The organism is Bradyrhizobium sp. McL0616 (genome assembly GCF_049993385.1).
Classification (GTDB): Bacteria; Pseudomonadota; Alphaproteobacteria; order Rhizobiales; family Xanthobacteraceae; genus Bradyrhizobium.
On record NZ_CP188255.1, the window covers coordinates 3,110,177 to 3,134,464 of the forward strand.

At 63.6% G+C, this 24,288-nt stretch carries 26 protein-coding genes; 14 read left to right on the forward strand and 12 right to left on the reverse strand.

The window, feature by feature from the left end; translation table 11 throughout:
* The first annotated feature begins 61 nt into the window (after window positions 1-61).
* The 5 genes from ACPPVR_RS14680 to ACPPVR_RS14700 all read left to right on the forward strand — a co-directional run bounded on the left by ACPPVR_RS14680 (window position 62) and on the right by ACPPVR_RS14700 (window position 8,423).
* Window positions 62-2,308, forward strand: coding sequence for a DUF1522 domain-containing protein (locus ACPPVR_RS14680; RefSeq protein ID WP_426614903.1), 2,247 nt, complete (start codon window positions 62-64; stop codon window positions 2,306-2,308).
* Window positions 2,309-2,631: 323 nt separating this feature from the next.
* Window positions 2,632-4,875: a DUF1522 domain-containing protein gene (locus ACPPVR_RS14685; RefSeq protein WP_426614904.1), complete on the forward strand. Its 2,244-nt coding sequence runs from the start codon at window positions 2,632-2,634 to the stop codon at window positions 4,873-4,875.
* 218 nt (window positions 4,876-5,093) lie between these two features.
* Window positions 5,094-7,379 (forward strand): DUF1522 domain-containing protein, encoded by a 2,286-nt coding sequence (locus ACPPVR_RS14690; protein WP_426614905.1) that lies wholly within the window; start codon window positions 5,094-5,096, stop codon window positions 7,377-7,379.
* A 293-nt stretch (window positions 7,380-7,672) separates the two neighbouring features.
* Window positions 7,673-8,041: a flagellar biosynthesis regulator FlaF gene (gene flaF, locus ACPPVR_RS14695; RefSeq protein WP_426614906.1), complete on the forward strand. Its 369-nt coding sequence runs from the start codon at window positions 7,673-7,675 to the stop codon at window positions 8,039-8,041.
* Window positions 8,042-8,054: 13 nt separating this feature from the next.
* A complete protein-coding gene (locus ACPPVR_RS14700) occupies window positions 8,055-8,423 on the forward strand; it encodes a hypothetical protein (RefSeq protein WP_426614907.1) in 369 nt (122 codons plus the stop codon).
* A gap of 11 nt (window positions 8,424-8,434) precedes the next feature.
* Here ACPPVR_RS14700 and ACPPVR_RS14705 read toward each other — a convergent pair whose 3' ends face one another.
* From ACPPVR_RS14705 to ACPPVR_RS14725, 5 genes are all read right to left on the reverse strand, one after another.
* On the reverse strand, window positions 8,435-8,794 hold the full coding sequence (locus ACPPVR_RS14705; RefSeq protein ID WP_426614909.1) for a hypothetical protein: 360 nt from the start codon (window positions 8,792-8,794) through the stop codon (window positions 8,435-8,437).
* 159 nt (window positions 8,795-8,953) lie between these two features.
* Window positions 8,954-9,451, reverse strand: coding sequence for a hypothetical protein (locus ACPPVR_RS14710; RefSeq protein WP_426614910.1), 498 nt, complete (start codon window positions 9,449-9,451; stop codon window positions 8,954-8,956).
* 12 nt (window positions 9,452-9,463) lie between these two features.
* Window positions 9,464-9,832 carry a flagellar assembly peptidoglycan hydrolase FlgJ gene (gene flgJ / locus ACPPVR_RS14715; protein WP_426614911.1) on the reverse strand — a complete coding sequence of 123 codons (369 nt, stop codon included), beginning with the start codon at window positions 9,830-9,832 and terminating at the stop codon, window positions 9,464-9,466.
* On the reverse strand, window positions 9,832-10,968 hold the full coding sequence (locus ACPPVR_RS14720) for a flagellar basal body P-ring protein FlgI (RefSeq protein ID WP_426614912.1): 1,137 nt from the start codon (window positions 10,966-10,968) through the stop codon (window positions 9,832-9,834). Before ACPPVR_RS14720 ends, flgJ begins: the two co-directional genes overlap by 1 nt.
* A 106-nt stretch (window positions 10,969-11,074) precedes the next feature.
* The gene (locus tag ACPPVR_RS14725; RefSeq protein ID WP_426614913.1) at window positions 11,075-11,245 is read right to left on the reverse strand and encodes a hypothetical protein; all 171 of its coding nucleotides are present in this window, start codon (window positions 11,243-11,245) and stop codon (window positions 11,075-11,077) included.
* On the opposite strand from ACPPVR_RS14725, the gene ACPPVR_RS14730 reads away from it, so the two are divergent.
* Window positions 11,238-11,651 carry a flagellar assembly protein FliX gene (locus tag ACPPVR_RS14730; protein ID WP_426614914.1) on the forward strand — a complete coding sequence of 138 codons (414 nt, stop codon included), beginning with the start codon at window positions 11,238-11,240 and terminating at the stop codon, window positions 11,649-11,651. The two genes, ACPPVR_RS14725 and ACPPVR_RS14730, sit on opposite strands and share 8 nt — an antisense overlap.
* Before the next feature lie 73 nt (window positions 11,652-11,724).
* Here the strand turns inward: ACPPVR_RS14730 and ACPPVR_RS14735 are convergent, their stop codons facing one another.
* A complete protein-coding gene (locus tag ACPPVR_RS14735) occupies window positions 11,725-12,096 on the reverse strand; it encodes a winged helix-turn-helix transcriptional regulator (protein ID WP_426614915.1) in 372 nt (123 codons plus the stop codon).
* A 142-nt stretch (window positions 12,097-12,238) separates the two neighbouring features.
* On the opposite strand from ACPPVR_RS14735, the gene ACPPVR_RS14740 reads away from it, so the two are divergent.
* Both ACPPVR_RS14740 and dksA read left to right on the forward strand, forming a co-directional pair.
* Window positions 12,239-12,850 carry an NAD(P)-dependent oxidoreductase gene (locus ACPPVR_RS14740; RefSeq protein WP_426614916.1) on the forward strand — a complete coding sequence of 204 codons (612 nt, stop codon included), beginning with the start codon at window positions 12,239-12,241 and terminating at the stop codon, window positions 12,848-12,850.
* A gap of 226 nt (window positions 12,851-13,076) precedes the next feature.
* A complete protein-coding gene (gene dksA / locus ACPPVR_RS14745; RefSeq protein ID WP_247439393.1) occupies window positions 13,077-13,442 on the forward strand; it encodes an RNA polymerase-binding protein DksA in 366 nt (121 codons plus the stop codon).
* 280 nt (window positions 13,443-13,722) lie between these two features.
* On the opposite strand, the gene ACPPVR_RS14750 is transcribed toward dksA, so the two are convergent.
* Window positions 13,723-14,121, reverse strand: coding sequence for a winged helix-turn-helix transcriptional regulator (locus tag ACPPVR_RS14750; RefSeq protein WP_426614918.1), 399 nt, complete (start codon window positions 14,119-14,121; stop codon window positions 13,723-13,725).
* Window positions 14,122-14,229: 108 nt separating this feature from the next.
* Between ACPPVR_RS14750 and ACPPVR_RS14755 the strand changes: the two genes are divergently transcribed.
* On the forward strand, window positions 14,230-15,258 hold the full coding sequence (locus ACPPVR_RS14755; protein WP_426614919.1) for an SDR family oxidoreductase: 1,029 nt from the start codon (window positions 14,230-14,232) through the stop codon (window positions 15,256-15,258).
* Window positions 15,259-15,340: 82 nt separating this feature from the next.
* Window positions 15,341-16,120, forward strand: a complete 780-nt coding sequence (locus tag ACPPVR_RS14760; protein WP_426614920.1) for a 2-keto-4-pentenoate hydratase — start codon at window positions 15,341-15,343, stop codon at window positions 16,118-16,120.
* A gap of 132 nt (window positions 16,121-16,252) precedes the next feature.
* Here ACPPVR_RS14760 and ACPPVR_RS14765 read toward each other — a convergent pair whose 3' ends face one another.
* From ACPPVR_RS14765 to flgF, 5 genes are all read right to left on the reverse strand, one after another.
* Window positions 16,253-17,071 (reverse strand): N-acyl homoserine lactonase family protein, encoded by an 819-nt coding sequence (locus tag ACPPVR_RS14765; protein ID WP_426614921.1) that lies wholly within the window; start codon window positions 17,069-17,071, stop codon window positions 16,253-16,255.
* A 360-nt stretch (window positions 17,072-17,431) separates the two neighbouring features.
* Window positions 17,432-18,196, reverse strand: a complete 765-nt coding sequence (gene flgH, locus ACPPVR_RS14770; protein WP_426614922.1) for a flagellar basal body L-ring protein FlgH — start codon at window positions 18,194-18,196, stop codon at window positions 17,432-17,434.
* 3 nt (window positions 18,197-18,199) lie between these two features.
* Window positions 18,200-19,318: a flagellar basal body P-ring formation chaperone FlgA gene (flgA, locus tag ACPPVR_RS14775; protein WP_426614923.1), complete on the reverse strand. Its 1,119-nt coding sequence runs from the start codon at window positions 19,316-19,318 to the stop codon at window positions 18,200-18,202.
* A gap of 10 nt (window positions 19,319-19,328) precedes the next feature.
* A complete protein-coding gene (gene flgG / locus ACPPVR_RS14780) occupies window positions 19,329-20,117 on the reverse strand; it encodes a flagellar basal-body rod protein FlgG (RefSeq protein ID WP_426614924.1) in 789 nt (262 codons plus the stop codon).
* A 16-nt stretch (window positions 20,118-20,133) separates the two neighbouring features.
* Complete coding sequence (gene flgF / locus ACPPVR_RS14785) at window positions 20,134-20,895, reverse strand: flagellar basal-body rod protein FlgF (RefSeq protein ID WP_426614925.1); 762 nt, start codon at window positions 20,893-20,895, stop codon at window positions 20,134-20,136.
* A gap of 384 nt (window positions 20,896-21,279) precedes the next feature.
* Here flgF and fliL point away from each other — a divergent pair, with 384 nt between their 5' ends.
* The 4 genes from fliL to ACPPVR_RS14805 are packed head-to-tail and all read left to right on the forward strand — an operon-like array spanning window position 21,280 to window position 24,231.
* The gene (fliL, locus tag ACPPVR_RS14790; protein ID WP_426614926.1) at window positions 21,280-21,780 is read left to right on the forward strand and encodes a flagellar basal body-associated protein FliL; all 501 of its coding nucleotides are present in this window, start codon (window positions 21,280-21,282) and stop codon (window positions 21,778-21,780) included.
* Window positions 21,781-21,799: 19 nt separating this feature from the next.
* Window positions 21,800-23,002, forward strand: a complete 1,203-nt coding sequence (gene fliM, locus ACPPVR_RS14795; protein WP_426614927.1) for a flagellar motor switch protein FliM — start codon at window positions 21,800-21,802, stop codon at window positions 23,000-23,002.
* Window positions 22,999-23,460 (forward strand): DUF6468 domain-containing protein, encoded by a 462-nt coding sequence (locus ACPPVR_RS14800; protein ID WP_426614928.1) that lies wholly within the window; start codon window positions 22,999-23,001, stop codon window positions 23,458-23,460. The genes fliM and ACPPVR_RS14800 overlap by 4 nt, the downstream gene beginning before the upstream one ends.
* A 9-nt stretch (window positions 23,461-23,469) precedes the next feature.
* On the forward strand, window positions 23,470-24,231 hold the full coding sequence (locus ACPPVR_RS14805; RefSeq protein ID WP_426614929.1) for a MotE family protein: 762 nt from the start codon (window positions 23,470-23,472) through the stop codon (window positions 24,229-24,231).
* Window positions 24,232-24,288 lie beyond the last annotated feature (57 nt).

Below are 24,288 nucleotides of genomic sequence, written 5' to 3' on the forward strand. Positions count from 1 at the left end.
CCCGGCATCGATTAATCCTAATCGAAGTTTGTTGCGTTGCGTACCAGAAGGGTAACACTCGATGTCCGGTATTGTTCTCTCCTCATCGGTTCGTCAGAACCTGCTCTCCCTCCAGTCTACTGCTGATCTTCTCGCCACCACCCAGAGCCGCCTGTCGACCGGCAAGAGCGTCAACTCGGCCCTGGACAATCCGACCAACTTCTTCACCGCGCAGTCGCTCGACAACCGCGCCAGCGACATCAACAATCTGCTCGATGGTATCGCCAACGGCGTGCAGGTGCTGCAGGCTGCCAACACCGGTATCACCTCGCTGCAGAAGCTGATCGACAGCGCAAAGTCGATCGCCAACCAGGCGCTCCAGACCACCGTCGGTTACTCCTCGAAGTCGAACGTCTCGACCACGATCGCAGGTGCGACGTCGTCGGATCTGCGTGGCACGACCAGCTACACCAGTGCGGATGCGCTGAGCAACGTGCTGTACAAGGGCACCGCGGGCGGCACGACCGCTGCTGCTTCCGGCACCACGCTGGGCGGCGTCCAGGGCGCGACGACGGGTACCGTCATCAACGCTGCGACGACCGGCGCGAGCCTGCTGAACGGCACGGCGGCCGCCGGCGACGCGAACGCCGGCGTTGCCGCGGGCGACACGTTCACCGTCAACGGCAAGACCATCACCTTCGCTGCCGGTGATGCGCCCACGACTGCTCCGACCGGCCAGACCAAGGTCGCTGCCACCGGTATCACGACCGGCAACGTCTACACCGACAACACCTCCGGCAACGTGACCGTCTATCTCGGCTCGACGACGAAGGCTGCGGTGGGCGACGTCCTGACCGCGATCGACCTCGCCAGCGGCGTGCAGAGCAACGTTGCAGGCACCCTGACTGTCAACAGCAGCCAGACGATCTCGTCTGTCAGCGGCGGCGGCGCGCTCGTCCTCGAGAGCACGAACGGTTCGGATCTGAGCGTGTCGGGCAAGGCGGACATCCTCCAGAAGCTGGGCCTGACCACCGCGACCGGTGCTGGCAACGTCACCGTCTCGGCGGCCCGCACCACGAGCTCGGCGACGCTGTCGTCGTTCATCTCGTCGGGTTCGACGCTGAACGTCGACGGCCATGTCATCACCTTCAAGGATGGCCCGACGCCGGGTGCTTCGTCGCTGGGTTCGACCCAGGGCGTGTCCGGCAACGTCGTCACCGACGGCAACGGCAACTCGACGGTGTACCTGCAGAGCGCCACGATCGCCGACGCGCTGAAGGCTGTCGACTTCGCAACGGGCGTGCAGACCTTCACGCTCAACGGCAGCGGCGGCGGCACGCTCGCGACCGCCTCGGGCCAGACCGCCTCGTCGATCAACGCCTCCGGCCAGCTCAAGCTGTCCACCGGCGTCAATGCCGACCTGTCGATCACCGGCACCGGCAACGCGCTGCAGACCCTCGGCCTTGCCGGCAACACCGGTACGTCCTCGGCGTTCACCGCGGCCCGTACCTCCGGCACCGGCGGCATCAACGGAAAGACCTTGACCTTCACCTCCTTCAACAGCGGAGCGGCGGTCAACGTCACCTTCGGCGACGGCACCAACGGCACGGTCAAGACGCTCGATCAGCTCAACACGCAGCTTCAGGCCAACAACCTGTCTGCCACGATCGACGCCAACGGTCTGCTCACCATCACCGCGACCAACGACTACGCGTCCTCGACGCTTGGTTCGGCGGTTGCGGGTGGTGCGATCGGTGGCACGCTGACGACCTCGCTGACCTTCTCGACCGCTTCGACCCCGATCGCTGACAGCGTTGCCCAGACGTCTCGCTCGAACCTCGTCAACCAGTACAACAACATCCTGCTGCAGATCGACTCGACCTCGCAGGACTCCTCGTTCAACGGCGTCAACCTGCTGAACGGCGACCAGCTCAAGCTGGTGTTCGACGAGACCGGCAAGTCGAGCCTGAACATCACCGGCGTGACCTACAACTCCAAGGGTCTGGGCCTCGCCGCGCTGACTCAAGGAGCGGATTTCATCGACAACGCCGCGACCAACAAGGTACTGACGAATCTGAACTCGGCCTCGAGCACGCTGCGTTCGGAAGCCTCGGCCCTCGGTTCGAACCTGACGATCGTGCAGGTTCGTCAGGACTTCAACAAGAACCTGATCAACGTGCTGCAGACCGGTTCGTCCAACCTGACGCTGGCCGATACCAACGTCGAGGCGGCCAATAGCCAGGCGCTGTCGACCCGCCAGTCGATCGCGGTCTCCGCGCTGTCGCTGGCCAACCAGTCTCAGCAGAGCGTGCTTCAGCTGCTCCGCTAATAAGCGGACGACATCGCCAAGCAGGATAGAGCGGCGGGGCTTCGGCCCCGCCGCTTTCTTTTTGCGCCAGCGGCTAGAGCGCCCTTGGTGAAGCTCCGAAAAGTAACCCGCGGTTATGGTTAATGGAGCGTAAGCACGAAAAATCCCCAATAAATTCAGTCGGATTTCTGGTGCTGCCAACGCCTGCCGTCGGTTTATGGTGAACCGGTGCTTATACGAGCGCAGCGCATTTCACCCTTTGTTAGCCATGTCGCGGCACGCTGTCCCCGTCACTCGATCCGAAGCGATCGAACGAAGACGCGTAAACCAGAAGGGTAAGAGTTATGTCCGGTATTGTTCTCTCTGCGTCGGTTCGCCAGAACCTGCTCTCTCTCCAGTCCACCGCCGACCTCCTCGCCACCACACAGAACCGTCTGTCGACCGGCAAGAGCGTCAACTCGGCCCTGGATAATCCCACCAACTTCTTCACCGCACAGTCGCTCGACAACCGTGCCAGCGACATCAACAATCTGCTCGACAGCATCGGTAACGGCGTGCAGGTGCTGCAGGCTGCCAACACCGGTCTGACCTCGCTGCAAAAGCTGATCGACAGCGCGAAGTCGATCGCCAACCAGGCGCTGCAGACCACTGTCGGCTATTCCTCCAAGTCAAGCGTCTCGACCACGATCGCCGGCGCGACGGCGGCTGATCTGCGCGGCACCACCAGCTTCTCCAGCGCAGTCGCAAACAGCAACGTGCTCTACAGCGGTGCTCCCGGCGGCGTAACCGCCGCAGCTTCCGGCGCAACGCTAGGCGGCATTGCGGGGACCGACACCGGCACCGTCATCAACGCTGCAACGACCGCCGCCAAGCTCTTGAATGGCGCAGCGGCGGGCGACGCGAATGCTGGTGTCGCGGCGGGCGACACGCTTACCGTCAACGGCAAGACCATTACGTTTGCTGCGGGCGACCAGCCGACCACGCTGCCGACCGGCTTGACCCAGGTTGCGACATCTGTAGGCGTGACCACGGGCAACGTCTACACCGACGCCAGCGGCAACGTCACCGTCTACCTCGGCTCGACCACGAAAGCCTCGATTGGCGACGTGCTGACCGCGGTTGATCTTGCGAGTGGTGTGCAGAGCAACGTTGCGGGCACTCTCACGCCGAACGCCGGCCAGAGCCCCTCGACGGTCAACGGCAGCGGCGCGCTCGTGCTGAAGAGCACAACTGGTTCCGACTTGAGCATCACTGGCAAGGCCGACATCCTGAAGGCGCTTGGCCTGACCTCCGCGACCGGCGCCGGCAACGTGACCGCCAGCGCAGCTCGCACCACGAGCTCAACCACGCTGTCATCGCTGCCTTCATCAGGTTCGACCCTGAATGTCGATGGCCATGTCATCACCTTCAAGGACGCGCCGACGCCGGCTGCCGCCTCGCTTGCGGCCACTCAGGGCGTGTCGGGCAACGTCGTTACCGATGGCAACGGCAACTCGACCGTCTATCTCCAGGCCGGCTCGGTTGCCGACGTTCTCAAGGCAATCGACTTTGCCACGGGAGTGCAGACCTTTACGCTGAACGGCAGTGGCAGTGGCACGCTGGCGACAGCGTCGGGTCAGACGGCTTCGTCGATCAACACTTCCGGCCAGCTCAAGATCTCGACCGGCGTCAATGCCGATCTGGCGATTACCGGCACCGGAAACGCGCTGCAGGTGTTCGGTCTCGCCGGCAACACCGGTACGGCCTCGGCCTTTACCGCGGCCCGTACCTCAGGCAACGGTGGCATCGCCGGCAAGACCTTGACCTTCACCGCCTTCAACAGCGGTACGGCGGTCAATGTCACCTTCGGTGACGGCACCAACGGCACGGTCAAGACGCTCGATCAGCTCAACACGCAGCTCCAGGCCAACAACCTGGCCGCGACGATCGACGCCAACGGTCAGCTCACCATCACCGCCTCCAACGACTATGCGTCCTCGACGATCGGCTCCACGGTCGCGGGTGGTGCGATTGGTGGCACGCTGACCTCGTCGCTGACGTTCACGACTGCCTCGACCCCGGTCCAGGACGTGGTGGCGCAGTCGGCCCGTGCAAATCTGGTCTCGCAGTACAACAACATCCTGAACCAGATCGACACGACCTCGGTCGACTCCTCGTTCAACGGCGTGAACTTGTTGAACGGCGACCAGCTCAAGCTGGTGTTCGACGAGACTGGCAAGTCGAGCCTGAACATCACCGGTGTGACCTACAACTCCAAGGGTCTGGGCCTGGCGTCGCTGACCGTCGGCACCGACTTCATCGACAACGCTGCGACCAACAAGGTGCTGACCAACCTGAACTCGGCGTCGAGCACGCTGCGCTCGGAAGCTTCGGCTCTCGGTTCGAACCTCTCGGTGGTGCAGATCCGTCAGGACTTCAACAAGAACCTGATCAACGTGCTGCAGACCGGCTCGTCCAACCTGACCCTGGCCGACACCAACGTCGAAGCCGCCAACAGCCAGGCGCTCTCGACGCGTCAGTCGATCGCGGTCTCCGCGCTGTCGCTGGCCAACACGTCGCAGCAGAGCGTGCTCCAGCTGCTCCGCTAATAAGTAGCTGAAATCACTAAATAAAACCGGGCGGCGGGGCTTTTGCCCCGCCGCCCTCTTTTGCGTGCAGGGGCGGGAAGGGGCGTTCACCGGCCATTAACCCTATCCCTTAAACCGCCGTTAACCATACTTTAAAGGACAGCCCCTAAAACTGGACAAACGCCCGCTTCCAGACCCGCGCGGCCGATTCGTATCCGGTTCAAGAGGAAGACCTGCCAATGTCCAACATCGTTCTCTCGGCGTCCGTTCGCCAGAACCTGTTGTCGCTGCAGTCGACGGCCGACTTGCTCGCCACGACGCAGGAGCGGCTGTCGACCGGCAAAAAGGTCAACACGGCGCTCGACAATCCCACCAACTTCTTCACGGCGCAGGGGTTGGACAACCGGGCGAGCGACATCAGCAACCTCCTGGACGGCATCAATAACGGTGTGCAGGTGCTCCAGGCGGCCAATACCGGCATCACTTCGCTCCAGAAGCTGATCGACTCGGCCAAGTCGATCGCCAACCAGGCGCTCCAGACCACGGTCGGCTACTCGACCAAGTCCAACGTCTCGACCACGATTCCCGGTGCGACGCCGGCCGATTTGCGCGGCACGACCTCCTATGCCAGCGCGACCGCCAACAGCAACGTGCTCTATACCGGTGCGGCCGGCGGCGTCACGCCGGTGACGGCAGCTGCCGCGCTCGGCGCCTCGCTCGGTTCCAGTGCCGGTACGTCGGTCGGTACCGCGGTTAACGCCGCCGACAACACCACTGCGCTCGCCGGGACGGACACGCTGGTCGGCACCACGACATCCACCACATTCAGCACGCCGCCCGCGGACGGCGACACCATCACCGTGAACGGTAAGACCGTCACCTTCCGCACCGGCCCCGCACCGACGACCCAGCCTACCGGCTGGGGCCTCAATGCGAGCGGAAGCATTGCCACCGACGGCAACGGCAACTCGATCGTCTACGAGGGAACGGCAGCGGCACCCAAGGCGACCGTCAACGACGTCCTCAGCGCGATCGACCTCGCCAGCGGCGTCAAGAGTGCGACGATCAGCGCCGGCGCGGCGACCATCGCGACGAGCGGCACGACGGTCGGTACAGTTCAGACTCCATCGTCCATCACTGCGGGCGCGGTGACGCTGAAGAGCTCGACCGGCGCCGATCTGAGCGTGGCGGGCAAGGCCGACTTCCTCCACGCCCTTGGTCTGACGGCCGCGACCGGTGCGGGCAATGCCAGTGTGACCGCGAACCGGTCGACGACCGCGGGCTCGCTGGGTTCGCTGGTCCAGGACGGCTCGACGCTGAATATCGACGGCCACACCATCACCTTCAAGAACGCGCAGACGCCGCAGTCGGCAGCAAGCGTGGCCTCCGGCTATGGCGTCAATGGCAATGTCGTCACCGACGGCAACGGCAACTCGACCGTCTATATCCAGAGCGCGAATCTGACCGACCTGCTCAACTCGTTCGACCTTGCCACCGGCGTGAAGACCGCCAGCATCTTCAATGGTGCCGCGACTCTCGCGACCACCGCGGGTCAGATCCCGTCGTCGGTGAACTCCAGCGGCCAGCTGGCGCTCTCGACCGGCATCAATGCCGACCTCTCGATCACCGGTACCGGCAACGCGCTCAGTGCCTTCGGCCTCAGCGGCAACACCGGAACGGCGACCGCGTTCAGCGCGGCGCGCACCTCTGGCGTTGGTGGTGTCAGCGGCAAGACCCTAACTTTCACGTCCTTCAACGGTGGCACGCCGGTCAACGTCACCTTCGGCGACGGCACCAACGGCACGGTCAAGACGCTCGACCAGCTCAACGTCCAGCTTCAGGCGAATCACCTGACAGCGACGATCGATGCCAACGGCGTGCTGACGGTGACCACCGTCAACGAATACGCGTCCTCGACCCTCGGCTCAAGCACCGCCGGCGGCGCGGTCGGCGGCACCCTCACTGGCGTGCTCGCCTTTACCACCGCGCAGCCGCCGATCCAGGATCCCGTGGCGCAGACGGCGCGCTCCGGCCTGGTCAGCCAGTTCAACAACATCCTGGCGCAGATCGACACGACGTCGCAGGACTCGTCCTTCAACGGCGTCAACCTGCTGAACGGCGATACGCTGAAGCTGGTCTTCAACGAGACCGGCAGCTCCACGCTCGGCATCAACGGTGTGGTCTTCAACGCGGCGGGTCTCGGCCTCAGCAATCTCGTGCCCGGCACGGACTTCATCGACAACGGTGCCACAAACAAGGTGTTGACCAGCCTGAACGCGGCCTCGAGCACGTTGCGGTCGGAAGGGTCCGCGCTCGGTTCGAACCTCTCGATCGTGCAGGTGCGTCAGGACTTCTCCAAGAACCTGATCAACGTGCTGCAAACCGGCTCGTCGAATCTGACGCTCGCCGACACCAACGAGGAGGCGGCCAACAGCCAGGCGCTGTCGACCCGTCAGTCGATCGCGGTCTCCGCGCTGTCGCTGGCCAACCAGTCGCAGCAGAGCGTGCTGCAGCTGCTCCGCTAATTTCGCGGCACTGGATCGAACTTCGAGATATCGCGGCGGGGCTAATGTCCCGCCGTTCTTTTGAGGGAGATCGCTAAGACAAGATTAGCTGAGATTGGCGCGCATCATGCGAAGCACGTTTACAGCATGCACGCGCGCATCTAGCGTTAGGCCGACGAAGGACTCCGCGACCCGTAATAGTCCGGAGTGCTTCCAGGCGCACACGTAAGCAAATCTTAAGCGGTACTGCCTAGGGTTGGGAAAGAAATCCTTAAGCCTGTTCAACGGGCTAGGAAGCTTCCAAGGTGTGATTGATGTCGAATTCTGCTGCCTCGGCCTACGCGCGTGTTGCAACGACCACCGCATCTCCTCGCGACGTCGAGGCGCAAACCTTGCTCAAGGCTGCGAACAAGCTGCAGGATGCGATCAACAACGCCGACCCGTTCAGTGAGCAGACCACGCATGCCCTGATGTTCAACCGCAAGCTCTGGACGATCTTCCTCAGCGAGGCGATGCGGGAGAACAATCCGCAGCCGCTCGACGTCCGGCAGAAGATCGCCAATATCAGCGTGTTCGTGCTGAGCCAGACCGCGGCGCTCCAGATGAGCCCGCAGTTCGATCACTTCCGCCCGCTGATTGAGATCAACCGCAATATCGCTGCCGGCCTGTCCGGACGGCCCTGACGGAGACTTTGTCATGGCCGACATCATGAGCATCTTGTCGACCGCGTATAAGTCCAACGTCCTTTCAAGCACGACGGGCTCGTCGAAATACGTCCCGGTCGACTCGTCGCTGTATCAGGGCAACTGGTCCGGTACTTACTCGGACGGCAAAAAATTCTCGCTCAGCGTCTCGCAGGTCAACGGGTTTCGCGCGCAGGTCCACTATCAGAGCGACGGGACGTCCCAGTACCAGCAGGTGCTGATCAAGGATTCCTCGTTCCGCTTCGGCAATACGAAGTTCACGCTGACCGACACTGGCACGGCGCAGATCAAGAACGTCGTCACCGATCCCGCGACCGGCTCGACTTATCTCGATACGGCCCAGGCCACGCTCGACACCTGAGCGTCAACGCCTCAGGCGCTGAGGTCCGTATTGAGCGGACGCGAGGGCTCCGACTTCAGATCCTGCGCATGGAAATAGGCCCGGCGGCGCAGCATCGCTTCGTCTGGAAACTGATTGACGACCGCGTCGGTCTTCTCGTTGAGGACCTGGAAGACGAAGGATGCCGCCGCCTGGTCGAACACGACCTGGCGCGAAACGTTTTCGCTGCTCGGCAGATCATTGCGCGCAGGCGCGGCCGCGTCGCCTGCGGCCACCGTCTGGCTCGCTGGCAAATCGGTTTGCACGGCATCGTTCGCCGCCGTATTCGACGTCGTTACGATCTGCGCTGGTGCCGGTATCCCCACCGGCCTGATGCTGAAATCTGTACTCATGGCAGCCTCCTGGTTGCCTCGCGTGAGTCAAATCCCAACCCCTCTCAATACGCAACCATGGAACACCAGGTTTGAAGACCCGGTAAGGAAACGTGCCTAATCGCGCGACGAGAACGCCGCGCGGTTTTTCGTAAAATTGTCGGCTGTTTTCGCGCGCGCTCAGAGCGTGCGGCTGACCGCGAGCGGCGTGATGTGGCGCGGGCCCGGCGTGGCGCGGCGTCCCGCCGCCGTATAGGTGTTCGGCACGTTGCGCTTCTGGATCTCGGCATTGACGCCACGCACGACGCTCTCGGAGACCGCATGCGCGGTCGCAAGCACGGTGAGGTTGACCTGAAGCATCGCGCGGAAGGCGTCGTGATGCCGATGCAGGGTCGAGAGCAACTCGGGCGCGGATTTCGCAAGCTGGGCCTGGCTCGCCTTCAACTGGCTGACGGCCCCGACGTAACGCCGCGACAGCTCCTGCTTCTGGCTCTCGAGCATCATGGCTTCGCGAACCTTGCCGGCGCGAACGAACTCGGTCTCGCGCTCGATCAGCCCGAGCAGGGCGCTCATCGCGTCCATCAGGTCCTCGGCGAGCTTGCGCGCCTCGGCGCTGCCGGGCGTGTTGTTGGGGCGCTGCGCAGGCATCGGCTGACGTGACGCGTTGAAGTGGTTCATGTCGAAAAGACCTTATGCCGTGCGGATGGTTTTGGCCTGCTGCATGATCAGGGTGCGGTAGACCTGGGTGGCGACGCCGACGCCGCCGGCCTTGGCGAAGTTCTTGGAATATTGCTCGGTCAGCATCGAGCGCCAGACCCCGGTGCCGGGCGTGTCGCCGAACGGGCCTTCGCCCTTCAGGCCCGAGGTCATCTGCGAGAACATGCTGTTGAGGAACATCGCCTCGAAATCGGTGGCGGTCTTCTGCGCCTTGGCCTGCTGCTGCGGCGGGACCTTCTGAAGCGCGGCGGCCAGGTCGAAGTCAGGCCGGCCGTTGCGGCTCTCCACCGAGAAGGCCGGGGAGGTCACGGCGGGCGCGGTATTGATCATGCCGGTCTGCATCACATCACCTCGATGTCGGCTTCGATCGCGCCCGCGGCCTTGATCGCCTGGAGGATGCTGATGAGGTCACGGGGGCCGATGCCGAGGCCGTTGAGGCCGTCGACGAGCTGCTGGAGCGAGACGCCATCCTTGACCACGGCGAACTTCTTGCCGTCCTCGACGACGCTGACGCCGGTCCGCGGGGTGACCACGGTCCGTCCCCGCGACAGCGGATTGGGCTGGCTCACCTGCGGGCTCTCGGAGATCGTGACTGTGAGATTGCCTTGCGCGACCGCGACGGTTGCGACGCGGACGTCGCGGCCCATCACGATGATGCCCGAGCGTTCGTCGATGACGATCTTGGCGGCGAGATCCGGATCGACCTGGAGCTGCTCGATCTCGGTGAGGAAGGCGACCACGTTGCCCTTGAACTCCGGCGGGATCGAAAGCTGCACCGTCGAGGGATCGATCGGCTCGGCGCTCTTGACGCCGAGATAGTCGTTGATCGCGGACGCAATGCGCTTGGCGGTGGTGAAGTCGGCGTTGCGCAGTGCGAGGCGCACGTTCGGCAGGCGATTGAGCGCGAACTCGATCTCGCGCTCGATGATGGCGCCGTTGGCGATGCGCCCGACGGTCGGAACGCCGCGCACGATTTTCGCCGCTTCGCCTTCGGCCTGGAAGCCGGAGATCGCGAGCGAGCCCTGTCCGACCGCATAGACGTTGCCGTCGGCGCCGAGGAGGGGGGTTACGAGCAGGGTGCCGCCGCGCAGGTCCTTGGCGTCGCCGAGCGCGGAGACGGTGACGTCCATGCGCGTGCCTTGGGTCGCGAAGGCCGGCAGGTTGCCGGTCACCATCACGGCGGCGACGTTGCCGGTACGGATGGTGGCGCCGCGGATGTTGACGCCCATGCGCTCGAGCATCGCTTGAAGCGACTGCTTGGTGAAGGGGATGTTGTTGAGGGTGTCGCCGGTGCCATTGAGGCCGACGACGAGGCCATAGCCGATGAGCTGGTTCTGCCGCACGCCTTCGATATTGGCGAGATCCTTGATGCGCGAGGTCGCGCTTGCGGGCGCAGCCGAAAGCGCCAGCGCTGACAGCGCGGCGAAGGCCACTCCAAAAACCCCGCTAAGAATCCTAACCGAACGAACGCCTGGCATCCTCTGCTCCCCGAGGCTCCTCAAATCTCGGACCCTCTCGACACTCCCATGACGAGCTGGTCCGACGCTTTCCTTGCGAGTGCTGTGCCAATTCGGGGAAGCAGGGTTACGCAGTTGAATAGGTTGAATAAATCTCCTTCGATCGATGCCAGTTGGCGTTCGCCGTCAGGAGCGAAACTGCCGCCTCTCGGCAGATTTTGCCGGGCCGTTTACGCACCGTTAACCATAAAACAGCGATGGTGAGGGCATCGATCACCCGGATTGCTTCGATGCGCATCTACGGACCGAATGGCACCACGCTTGGAACGCCGGCCAGCCAGGCCAGGCGGACCAGCTCCGGCACGTTCGCGTTGCCCGACACCTCCTCGGCGCAGGAGACGCGGGCCGCTGCCGCGCCGAAGGCGTCCGCCAACATCGATGCGCTGCTCGCGCTGCAAGGCATCGAGGAGGATCCGGTCGAACGCCGCAAGCGCTCGGTCACCCGCGGCAAGACTGCGCTCGATGTGCTCGACGATCTCAAGATGGGACTTCTGTCCGGCAATCTCGACGCGTCCACGGTGATGCGGCTGCGCGATGCTGCTGCGAACCTGAAATCATCCTCCGGCGATCCCGGCCTCGATTCCGTCCTCTCCGAGATTGAGCTGCGCGTCGAGGTCGAACTGGCGAAGGCCGGGCAGGCCTGACGGAAAATCCGTCACTGTGCACCGCGCTGCTCGCGCCTCTGGATGACGGGTCCCCTTTCAGCTTGCCTCACGCTTACGCCGCCTCTTCCTTCAGCTGCGCGTCGTAGCGGCGCTGGGCGGTGAGCACGTCTTTCAGATTCTCTTCGGCCCAATCGCGCAACGGATCGACCGCGGCGGCGAGCGTTACGCCAAGCTGCGTGATCGAGTATTCCACCGTCACCGGCACGGTCGCGATGGCGTGGCGCTTGACCAGGCCGTCGCGTTCGAGCGACTTGAGAACCTGGCTCAGCATCTTCTGCGAAATGCCTTCAATCGTGCGGCGCAACTGATTGAAGCGCATCGGCTCCTCGCGCAGCAGCAACAGGATCAGGACCGCCCATTTGTCGCCGACGCGGTCGAGGATCTGACGTGTCGGACAGTCTGCTGCATAGACGTTGGGTTTCATCTGCGTTCCCCGTGCTCCGCTCGCCGGTTACTCCTGCGTAATCAGGTAAGCACAAAGTGCGCTCTTAACACCAGCATTCGTTACGATATCTAGTAACTGGTAGTTACCAAGAGTAGTTGCGACAAGAGCAAAGGAGCCTTCCATGAAAATCGCAGTTGCCGGTGCCTCGGGCCGGGCAGGTTCGGAGATCACCAAGGAACTGTCCCTCCGTGGGCATAGCGTCACGGCCATCGCGCGGAACCCCGAGAAGATCGCGGGCCTGCCCAATGTCACGCCGACCAAGGGGGACGTGCTCGATCAGGCGGGCCTCGCCAAGCTGTGGGCCGGGCATGATGCCGCTGTCAGCTCCGTGCACTTCCTGGCCAGCGACGCGCACAAGCTGATCGGCGCTGCCAAGGCGTCCGGTGTCGGACGCTATCTCGTTGTCGGCGGGGCGGGCAGCCTCGAGGTCGCTCCAGGGGTGAAACTGGTCACAACCCCCGGTTTTCCGGCCCAATACAAGGCCGAGGCGGAGGCGGGCTCCGCCTTTCTCGACCTGCTGCGACAGGAAAAGGACCTGAACTGGACCTTCATCTCGCCGTCGGCACTGTTCGTCGAGGGCGAACGCATGGGCAGGTTCCGGCTCGGGACCGACCAGCTTCTCGCAGATGCGAACGGCAAGAGCTGGATCAGCTTCGCCGACTACGCGATTGCGCTGGCCGACGAGATCGAGCGGCCGGCCCATTTGAGGCAGCGTTTCACGGTCGGCTACTGAGTTATTACTGAGTTCTTGGCCGCCCCCGGGGTCTTCGGGATAAACCTTCCTGTGCAAGGGCTTGGGGGCGGTAACTGCGCCATTAAGGAAATATTGTCTGTCACGGGAGGTCGCTATATAAGCCCCGGCTCAACGGACTCCGTTCCGTTCACGAGTCGTTGCTTAAGAAGATAGGCCGCCCTTGGAAAAGTTGAAAAACTACCGACCGACCGAAAAAGAGCCTTTCATGAACGATCGGCAGAAGGAGTACTTCCGTTTGAAGCTCCTCTCCTGGAAGGATGAGATCCTCAAAGAGTCCAAGCTCACCCTGCAAGCGTTGCAGGAGGAGAATGTGAACCACCCCGATCTCGCCGATCGGGCTTCGTCCGAAACCGACCGTGCCATCGAACTCCGCGCCCGCGACCGCCAGCGCAAGTTGATCGCCAAGATCGACGCCGCGCTCCAGCGTATCGAGGACAACACCTACGGCTATTGCGAGGATACCGGCGAGCCGATCTCGTTGAAGCGGCTCGAGGCCCGGCCCATCGCGACGCTCTCGGTGGAAGCGCAGGAGCGCCACGAGAAACGCGAGAAGGTCTATCGCGACGAGTAAAGATCGAGCCGCCGCGTGCGGCTCTTTATTTTTGGACGCAGGCGCCGCTTCGCGCCCTGGTCAGCATGTTGCCTGCTGCGTGCAGGTCGACGCCTCGGTATGCACGCGCAATCGCGAATAATGAATCACGATCAAAGGGCTAGAGTCGGTTCCTCCGAACTCACGTGAGTTCAGATGAGAAGAAGCCTTCACTTCAGGAGCGGGAGGTTTTGCGAGTCGCATCAAAGGGATCGACTCGAACGTTGAAACGTCGATCAAGCAGCATCAAGTTTCGCCGCAATCATGTCTCGTGCGTCACAGCAAGGTTCGCTCCCCCATAAAGCTTCGACCAGCTCAATATTTCCTTAAACGCCGGCAGCAGCCCGTAAGCCGCATCGGTCAGCTCGTACTCGACCCTCAAGGGTTTCTCGGCGAAGGCGGTTCGCGACACCAGCCCAGCCTGCTCGAGCTCGCGCAGCTGGGTGGTCAGCATGTGCTGGATGATGCCGCCGATCGACCGCCGCAATGCGCCGAAGCGCACGCTCCCGTTCATCAACGCGAACAGGATCTCCAGCTTCCACTTGCCGCCGAGCACGTGGATGGCGTGCTTGAAGTCGGCGAGGAGGGCCGGGTCGGGAGTGCAATCGCAGTCGTCCTCGCAAGCACTGGTCAGGCTTTCCATACCGGTCTCGACATTCATTCTACTTGTTCCCCCGGGAGATAGTGACCAGATGCGGCCCTTGGCAGGGGCTTAAGCAGGATATTGGCGCAACCAATTTGCCGGCCCGCGCAACGAGGGGATTTGCCAATGAGCACTGTTCTGGTCACCGGCGGCTCGGGCTTCGTCGGAATTCACGTCATCCTTCAGCTTCTGGCTGCCGGCGATACGGTGCGGACGACGTTGCGCCGGCCGGACCGGCAAGCCGATGTGCTCACCATGCTGCGCGAGGGCGGGGCGGCTTCGCCTGAAAGCCTGTCCTTCTTTACCGCCGACCTCGTCCGGGACGATGGCTGGCGCGAGGCGGTCGCCGGCTGCGACTACGTGCTCCACGTCGCCTCGCCGCTGTCGACCACCGTCCCGAAGGACGAGAACGATATGATCATCCCGGCCCGCGACGGCACGCTCCGGGTGCTGCGCGCCGCGCGCGAGGCCGGCGTCAAGCGCGTCGTCATCACCTCGTCGTTGGGAGCGATCGGGTATGGCCATCCGCCGCGGGAACAACCGTTCGATGAGACCGAATGGACCAATCTCGATGGCGCGGATGTGCAGCCCTACGTCAAGTCCAAGACGCTGGCCGAGCGGGCGGCCTGGGATTTTGTCGCGCGCGAGGGCGGCGGGCTCGAGCTGTCGGTGATCAACCCCGTCGGGATCTTCGGTCCCGTGCTGGGACCGGACTTTTCTGGCTCGATCGAGATCGTCAAATCGCTGCTTGATGGCGTGATGCCGGCGGTACCGCGGGTTTATTTCGGACTGGTCGACGTGCGCGACGTCGCCGACCTGCATTTGCGGGCGATGACTGCGCCGGAGGCCAAAGGCGAGCGCTTCATCGCGGTCTCCGGCGAAACGCTGTCGATCCTCGACATCGCCAAGGTGCTGCGGCGGGAACTTGGGCCCCGGGCGCGCCGTGTTCCGCGCTTGCAGGCGCCGGATTGGGTGGTGCGCCTTGCCGCGACCCGGGTTCCGCTGTTGCGTGCGGTCGTGCCGAGCCTCGGCAACGTGCGCCGATCCACCAGCACCAAGGCGAGGCGAGTCCTTGGCTGGCAGGCGCGTTCCAACGACGAGGCGATCCTTTCGACGGCCGAGAGCCTGATCCGGCTCGGCCTGGTCAAGGCGTAAAGCCGCCCGCGGCTTGCGCTTGTCAGGCTCGGGCGGGGGTGCTCCACTGCCGCATGATCGCGTAGCGTGGGAGCCGGCGCCGATGGACAAAATTCTCGAAGCCGCAAAAGCGATCGCGCTCGCGCGCCGGAACCATGCGCCGCTCGCGGCGCTGGAGGTTCCCCCGGCCGACGAAGAGCAGGGCTACCAGGTCCAGCGCGCGCTGCATGATCTTCTATTGAAGAATGTCGGGCCTCTGGTCGGCTACAAGATCGGCTGCACCAGCCAGGTGATGCAGGACTATATCGGCATCCCGCACCCCTGCGCTGGCGGCGTATTCCAGAAGGGAGTGCATGACAGCGGCGTCAAGCTCGCGGCTGCCGATTATGTCCGCGTCGGCGTCGAATGCGAGATTGGGGTCCGGCTGAAGCGCGATCTTGCGGCCGGTGAGGCGCCGTTCACGGCCGAATGGGTCGGCGAAGCCGTCGAGGCCTATCATCCCGCGATCGAGATCGTCGACGACCGCTACGTGAAGTGGGAGACGATGGGCGCGCCGACGCTGATTGCGGATGATTTCTTCGCCGCCGGCTGCGTGCTGGGTCCGTCCGTTCCGCGCTCGTCCGTGCCGGACCTAAAGGCGGTCAAAGGCCGCGCGCTGGTCAACGGCGAGGAGGTGAGCAATGGCACCGGCGCCGACGTGCTCGGCCATCCCCACAACGCACTCGCCTGGCTCGCGAACCATCTCGCCGCCGACGGCAAGGGCCTGCATGCGGGGCAGCTGGTGCTGACGGGAAGCCTGGTGAAGACGCTCTGGCTGAAGGCCGGCGACAAGGTGCGGATGGAGCTGGACGGGCTGGGGACAGTTGAGGCGGAGTTTACGTGACCTTGTCGCCTCGTCATTGCGAGGAGCCCTTCGCGACGAAGCAATCCAGAGACTTTCCGCGAAGGCAGTCTGGATTGCTTCGCTACGCTCGCAATGACGGAGTATAGGCGCTCGCAGGCTCGAGGTCGCCTTCTACTTGGCGAATGCGGGAAAAGCCGGCAGCTTGTCGACGTCGCGCGCATCGTGCTGGATGATGACCGTGGCTTTGAGATTTGCCGCGATCTTCTTGAGACGCTCGATTGACGCCACGGTCTGGGCCCGATCGTAGTTGAATGAGGGCACGCCGACCGAATCGAAGTTCTCGCGGAAGTGGACCGCGTCGCCGGTGATGATGACGGGGCCCATCTGCGAGAGCTTGACCAGCAGACTGGAATGGCCCGCGGTATGCCCCGGCGTGCGCAGCATGATCACCGTGCCGTCGCCGAAGACGTCCTTGTCGATGGCTTGCGGCTCGACCTTGCTCTCACCCTTGATCCAGCTCTCGAACGGCTTGAAGTTAGCGCCCTCGGGCGGCTTGGGGCTGGAGATCGCATCCCATTCCCTGGCGCCAATCAGCAATGTTGCTTTCGGAAATGAAGCGATCTGGCCGGTGTGATCGGCGTGATAGTGGCTGATAGCGACATATTTGATCTGGTCGGGTTTGACGTCGATCTTGGCGAGGTTGTCGACCAGGCTCACCTTGGGGGCGACATTGGGTGCCGTCGTGGCATGGCCTGTGTCCCACAGCATGTAATCGTCACCATGCTTGATGACATAGCAGCTGAAGACGAACTGAAGCTTGAGATCGCCGTAAGCGTAGGTATCCGAGAAGCGCTCGTTGACGGCTGTCGGCGCCTGCGGCGTGCCGCAATCGATGCGGGCCAGCGACAGTTCAGGCGCTGCTTGTACAGGCACCGCAATGCCGGAGAGCAGAGTGGCGCCAATGGCAAGCTTGATCAGCATTCGATTCATTGTTTCTTCCCTTTGATGAAACGGTGCGGCGTAGCCTTTATATGACGGCTTTCAGGACAATCAGCGCGCCGCGGGTCCCGGGCACAGCATACACGCAAAAACACCGTCATTGCGAGGCGCGTTGGCGACGATGCAATCCAGACTGCATCAGCGCGGGCATTCTGGATTGCTTCGCTTGCGCTCGCAATGACGGAGTGTGTTGCGGCGCCTGAGCCTCGTGTCTGCCTGCAAACGCGCGGCTCGTAATCATGGCGCCGCCAAAATACATGCGGCCCTCGCCAGGGGAGCTAGCGAGGGCCGCGTCGTACATCGTCGCTCGCGCCTAGGTTCGCGAACACGATGTGGGAGCTCGGGAGAAGGCTAGAAGGGCAGCAGAACGTCCATGACTTGTTGGCCGTAGCGCGGTTGCTGCACGTCCATGATCTGGCCGCGGCCGCCATAGGCGATGCGGGCCTGGGCGATCTTGCTGGAATCGATGGTGTTGTCGCTCTGGATGTCTTCGGGGCGGACGATGCCGGCGACAATGAGCTCGCGGATTTCGTAATTGACCCGGATCTCCTGCTTGCCTTCGACCACGAGGTTGCCGTTCGGCAGCACCTGCGTCACGACCGCGGCGACGTTGGTCTGCAACGCTTCCTGGCGATTGACCGAGCCCTTGCCGTCGCTAGAGGCGGTCGAGTCGGTTGTGAGAAGGCGACCGGGCAGGATCTTGAGCGGCTGCGTGACCGTCTGGCTGCCGATAAAGTCGGTAATTCCCGAATCTTCCTTGGCGGTTCGGCTGCGCTGGGTCTCGTTGGAGAGGTTGGCCTTGTCGGTGATGTTCACGGTCACGGTCAGGAGGTCGCCGACATGGGTCGCGCGCTGGTCCTTGAAGAACGCGCGGCTGCCGTTGCGCCACAGCGAGTTCGGATTGTAGGAGGCCACTTCCGGCTTCGGCATCGGCATCTGCACCGGCTTGTAGCCGGGCTGCGTCGTCGGATTGTCGATCGCCGACAGCTTCGGTTGCTCGCCGATCTGCGACAGGCGGTCGATCGAGGAGCAGCCGCTTGCCAGTGCTGAAGTTGCCAGCAGCACGCCAGAGAGTGCGACGCGACGAAGACGGGAAGCCGAACTGAAAGCGGACATGACTTACTCTGACTTTGCTTGAGCTTGCACGAACTGGGCTGGGGGGATCTGGGCTTGCGAAATTTTGGTCGGCGACACCGGTGCCGGTGCGGTCGGCGCCGGCGTTTCGCGCTGGAGGGACGAGGTCTGGTCGGCCGGCTCGACCGCGGGCGCCATCGGTGGCGCCTGGCTCGCGCCCTGCACCGTGATCTGGCCGCGGCCGGTGACGACCCCGGTCAGCGTGCGCTTGGATTGCAAATTGAGCACGTTGACGGTGTCGCCTTCGGCGCCACTTTCGATCGCCTTGCCGCGCGTGGTGAGGTAGAGGCCCGGCACCTGGTAGATGACAGTGACGTTCTGGTCGCGCTGCACGAATTCGGGCTTTGCGATGTCGGCGACGCGGATCGGCGTGCCCGCGCGCATCGGCCGGCGAAGCTGCATGCCGACCGCGCGGTCGCGCGTGGCAGCCTCGCCAGTCACTTCTGACCTCGGCCGGCGCTCCTGTGAGACGTCGGAGGATTTCAACATCTCGGTGCGTTCGATGTCGCGCGTCAGGACGGCGACCTCGACGGTCTCGATCGCGGTGCCGCTGAGGCGCAGCTTAGTCGGCGCCGGATTGTTGTCGTTGTTGACCTCGAAGGCGATGTCGAAGCGGCCGCTGCGGGCGTCGTAGCGGGTCGCGACCGGCTGCAGCGTGCCGGTGTTGGAGGCATCGAGGCGCATGTCGGAGACGCCGCGGTCGAAGGTGACGGTGATGTTGGCGGCTTCGCCGAGGCCAAAGCGGCGCTCGAGCGCGGAGGCCACTGCGTTTTCGAGATCCTTGTTGGCGAGCGTGCGGGCGAGGCGGGTGACCGACACCTGCTTGATGTCGCCGGTCATCACGCCGATCACCTGTTTGCCGCGCAACACGGAAAGCACCTGGGCGACCGGCAGCGCGCCGGTGGTGCCGAGATCGGGCGAGCGGTAGACCGGGATCAGCGCGGCCGAGCCGGCATTGTCGATGAGATCGCCGACCCGCACCACGTCCGAGGTGACGGTGACGCTGGCGCGCAGCGTCGGCGCGGCGATGCCGTCGTCGGCGGCCTGCGCCGGCAGTGTCAGCACGAGCAGGGCGGAGATCGTGGCGAGGGTGGTGCGGATCATCATCATCACCTCAGCGGAACAGCGCCGTGGTCGATTGCATCATCTGGTCGGCAGCGCTGATCACCTTGGCGTTCATCTCGTAGGCGCGCTGCGCGGCGATCAGGTCGCTCATCTCCGAGACGACGTCGACATTGGCCTGCTCGAGGCTTCCTTGGGTGATGGTGCCATAACCTTCGGCGGTCGCGGTGCCGTCCTGCGGCGGCCCGGAGGAGGGCGTGTCGGTGAACTGATTGCTGCCGACCGGCTGGAGGCCCGCCTTGTTGATGAAGCGGGTCAAGCCGATCTGGCCGAGAACGGTATTGCTCGTCGAGCCCGGCAGCGTCACCGAGACCTGGCCCTGCACGTTGACGGTGATGCCCGAAGCGTTGTTCGGGATCGTGATCGTCGGCTGTACCGGGTTGCCCTGCGCGGTGACGATGCGGCCCTGATTGTCCATCTGGAAGGTGCCGTCGCGGGTGTACTGGTAGGTGCCGTCGGGCATCAGGATCTTGAAGAAGCCTTCGCCCGAGACCGCGGTGTCGAGATCGTTGCCGGTCTGCGACAGCGTGCCTTGCGTCATGCTGCGCGGTGTGCCGACGGTCTTGACGCCGCCGCCGATATCGACGCCGACCGGCAGGATGGTGCCCTGGTCGGACGATTGGGCGCCGACGCGGCGGACGTGCTCGTAGATCAGGTCCTGGAACGCCGCGGTCTGCTTCTTGAAGCCGGTGGTGCGCAAGTTGGCGATGTTGTTGGAGATCACCTGAACGTTGAGTTCCTGTGCCGCCATTCCGGTCGCTGCGGTGTGAAGCGCCTGCATGTCAGTTTTCCTTCAATCAGGCCGGAACGTCGGCGAGTTTTTCGATCGCCGATTTGTGGAGGTCGCTCTGCTGCTGGAGCAGGTTGGCGATGGCGGTGTAGCTGCGCATCACCTCGACCATGTGGCTCATCTCGCCGACCGAATTCACGTTCGACTTCTCGATGTAGCCCTGCTGCACGGTCGACTTGGTGTCGGCCTGCTGGTTGGCGGAGCCGGCGCCGTAGAGATTGGCGCCGAGCTTGGTCAGCTTGGCCGGGTCGTCGAACGACACCATGCGGACCTTGCCGCGGATCGAGTCGGTCTTTGCCGAGCCTTCGAGCACCGTGACGGTACCGTCGGGGGCGACGTTGATGTCGTGATCGGTCGGCTGGAAGGTGATCGGGCCGCCGGTGCCGAGCACGAGGTTGCCGTCCGAGGTGACGAGCTGGCCGGTGCTGTTGAGCGAGAATTTGCCGTCGCGGGTGTAACGCTCGCCGCCATTGGCCTGCACGGCGAAATAGGCGTTGCCGTTGATCGCCATGTCGAGCGGGTTGTTGGTCGCCTCCATCGGCCCCTGGCCGATGTCGCGGTAGGTGCCGCGGTCCTGCACATAGGAGACCCGGCGGTCGGAGCTGACGAAATTGTCCTCATGCGCGTTCGAGTTGAGAAACTCCTCGAACAGCGAATGGTCGGCCTTGAAGCCGTTGGTGTTAACGTTGGCGACGTTGTTGGCGATGACATCCATCTGCCGCTCCAACGTCATCTGCCGTGACAAGCCGATCAGAAGCGCGTTCTGCATCGGAAATCTCCCCTGAGTGGGATCTGCCAGCGTGCTCTCCCAAGCGCCGTGGCGGACCCCGTGAACGAGACCATCCGGTTCTCCCAAACCATCGGGTCTCGGTCCTCTCTCAGCGAAAGTCGTGCCAACGCAGAAAATTGCGCAATTACAATAACTTGGTTATTTTTCGGGGCCTCCGGCGGGGGGCAGAAAGGTTCTGTTAGCCATGTTTGCCCGGCAGATTTTTCCTAGTGGAGTCCCAATCGAAAGGTTCCGTTAACCATTATTACCGTAGCGTTTGCATGTAAGAGGAGCGCTTTGCGCTGGGGCATTTGTATCGCGTCACTGTCTGCCAGGAGGCTTCGCTCTTTCGACCCTTTTTGAGATGAGCGAGCCCTATCCACCATGGCAGAGAATGAAGCGGAAGGCGGCGGAGCCGCCGAAGGCGCGGAAGCCGCTCCGCCGAAGAACAAGCTCAAGCTCATCATCATGGCCGTCGGCCTGCTCGCCGTCCTCGGTGGCGGCGCTGCGACCTATTTCTTCTTCTTCCGCCACGGTGACGAGGAGCATCACGCCGAGGCCGCGCCTCCGCCGAAGCCGCCGGCCTTCGTCGACGTGCCTGACATGATGGTCAACCTCGCCGGTGCGCCCGGCGAGCGCGTGCAATATCTGAAGCTGAAAATCGTGCTCGAGCTGAAGGAAGAGAAGCAGATCGAGGCGATCAAGCCGACGATGCCGCGCATCACCGACATCTTCCAGACCTATGTGCGCGAACTTCGCTCCTCCGACCTCAACGGCTCCGCCGGCATCTTTCGCCTCAAGGAAGAGCTGACCAAGCGTGTCAACGCGGCGGTCTCGCCGATCCAGGTCAGCGCGGTGCTGTTCAAGGAAGTCGTGATCCAGTGAGCAGGGTGGGCTAGGGATCATGGCAGGCAACGACCAACCGGACCAGGATGCAATTGCCGCCCAATGGGAGGCCTCGCTCGATTCCGAGGATCCCGCGGAGGCCGCAAAGGCTGCTGCCGAAAACGAATTATCGGAGACCATGGCCCTGCAATGGGCGGCCATGGTCGAGGACGGCAGCCGCGATCTCGGCACCGGCAAGAACTCCGGCGAGCGGGTGCTGTCGCAGGAGGAGATCGACAATCTCCTCGGCTTCACCGTCGGCGATGTCACGCTCGACGACCATTCCGGCATTCGCGCCATCATCGATTCGGCGATGGTCTCCTACGAGCGTCTGCCGATGCTCGAAATCGTCTTCGACCGCCTGGTGCGGTTGCTGACGACAAGCTTGCGCAATTTCACCTCCGACAACGTCGAAGTCTCGCTCGACCGCATCACTTCGGTGCGCTTCGGCGATTACATGAACTCGATCCCGCTGCCTGCCGTGCTCTCGGTGTTCAAGGCCGAGGAGTGGGACAATTTCGGCATGGCGGTGGTCGATTCCAGCCTGATCTATTCGATGATCGACGTGCTGCTCGGCGGCCGCCGCGGCGCGAGCCAGCTCCGCATCGAAGGCCGGCCCTACACCACGATCGAGACCGAGCTGGTCAAGCGGCTGGTCGAGGTGGTGCTGGCCGACGCCGAGCAGGCGTTCCGGCCGTTGTCGCCGGTGACCTTCACGATCGATCGGCTCGAGACCAACCCGCGTTTCGCCGCGATCAGCCGTCCCGCCAACGCCGCCATCCTGGTGCGCCTGCGCATCGACATGGAAGATCGCGGCGGCAACATCGAGCTGCTGCTGCCTTACGCGACCATCGAGCCGATCCGGGCCGTTCTGCTCCAGATGTTCATGGGCGAAAAATTCGGCCGCGACACGATCTGGGAGGGCCATTTCGCCACCGAGATCAACCAGGCCGAGATCGCCGTCGATGCCGTGCTCTACGAGGCCGACATCCCGCTCAAGCAGCTGATGCGGCTGAAGGTCGGCGACACCCTGCCGCTCGATATGCGCGCGGATGCCAACGTCACCGTGCGCTGCGGCGACGTCACCCTGACCGAGGGACGCATGGGCCGGGTCGGCGACCGCGTCGCGATCCGCGTGACGAAACCCCTGCGCAAGCCAAGTACGACACTTGCGATGTTCGAGAAGGTGGACGAACAGAACAAGATGATGGAGGCCCCATGAACCACTCTCTAGGAATGGCGATCGAGACGCTGGTGGCCATCCTGCTAATGCTCACGATCGGCTACTGCATCCTGCTCAACAAGCGGCTGACGCGGCTGAAGGCGGACGAACATTCGCTGAAAGCGGTGATCGGCGAGTTGATCACCGCGACCGAGATCGCCGAGCGGGCGATCGGCGGGCTGAAGCTTGCGGTTCGCGACGTCAACGAGAATCTCGGCAGCCAGCTTGCTGCCGCCACGCAGATGTCCGAGCAGCTCTACAAGCAGCTCGGCGAAGCCGATAACGTGGTGCGCCGGCTCTCCAAGATCGCGATCGCCGCGCGCCCCGTGGCGAATCCGGAAATGGCGGCCGCGCCCGTGGCCAAGCCGTCCGCCGCGAAGGCGGTGGCGGCGGCGGCCGAAGCCTTCTCCGAGCGACGAAGGTCCAACGGTCTTGGGTCCAACGGTCTTGCCGCATAAAGCCAGGGTATGAAGTCCTTTCGTAACATCCGCGTCATTCCGGTCGTCCTGGTGGCGGTCGCAGGGCTCGCCACGCTGAAGGTCGCGGGTCTCGTGATCAATGGCGGCTATGTCTTCGACTACCAGCCGAACGCGGTGAAGAAGTCCTGGGCGCAGGAAAATCTGAACTTCCCGACGGGTCGCGAGGACCCTGACATCACGGGTTCGACGCACAGCGCGCCGGCGGAGGCGCCCAAGCCGGCCGCGCCCGAATCCAAGCCCGAGGGCACCGTGGTCAAGGTCGAGGAGGCCCAGCCGCAGGTTTCGGCCTCGGAACGCGCGATCCTGGAGCGCTTGCAGTCACGTCGCCAGGAGATCGAGGCCCGTCAGCGCGAGATCGATATCCGCGAGAGCCTGCTGAAGTCGGCCGAGAAGCGCATCGAAAACAAGGTCGAGGAGATGAAGGCGGTGGAATCCCGCATCTCCACGACGCAAGCCGAGCAGAAGGCCGCCGAAGCCCAGCGCATGAAGGGCCTCATCACCACGTACGAGGGCATGAAGCCCAAGGACGCCGCGCGGGTGTTCGACCGGCTCGAGATGGGCGTATTGATCGAGATCGCCAGCCAGATCGCGCCGCGAAAGATGTCCGACATCCTCGGCCTGATGTCGCCCGAGGCCGCCGAGCGGCTGACGGTCGAGATGGCACGTCGCGCCAATGGCGGCGGGGATCTTTCCGCTTCTGCCGGCGACCTCCCCAAGATCGACGGCAAGCCGACGCAAAAGCCGAATTGAGGACGCATACTTAAGAAGTCCTTAATTGGCAAAATCTACAGTCGACGGCACGGGCCG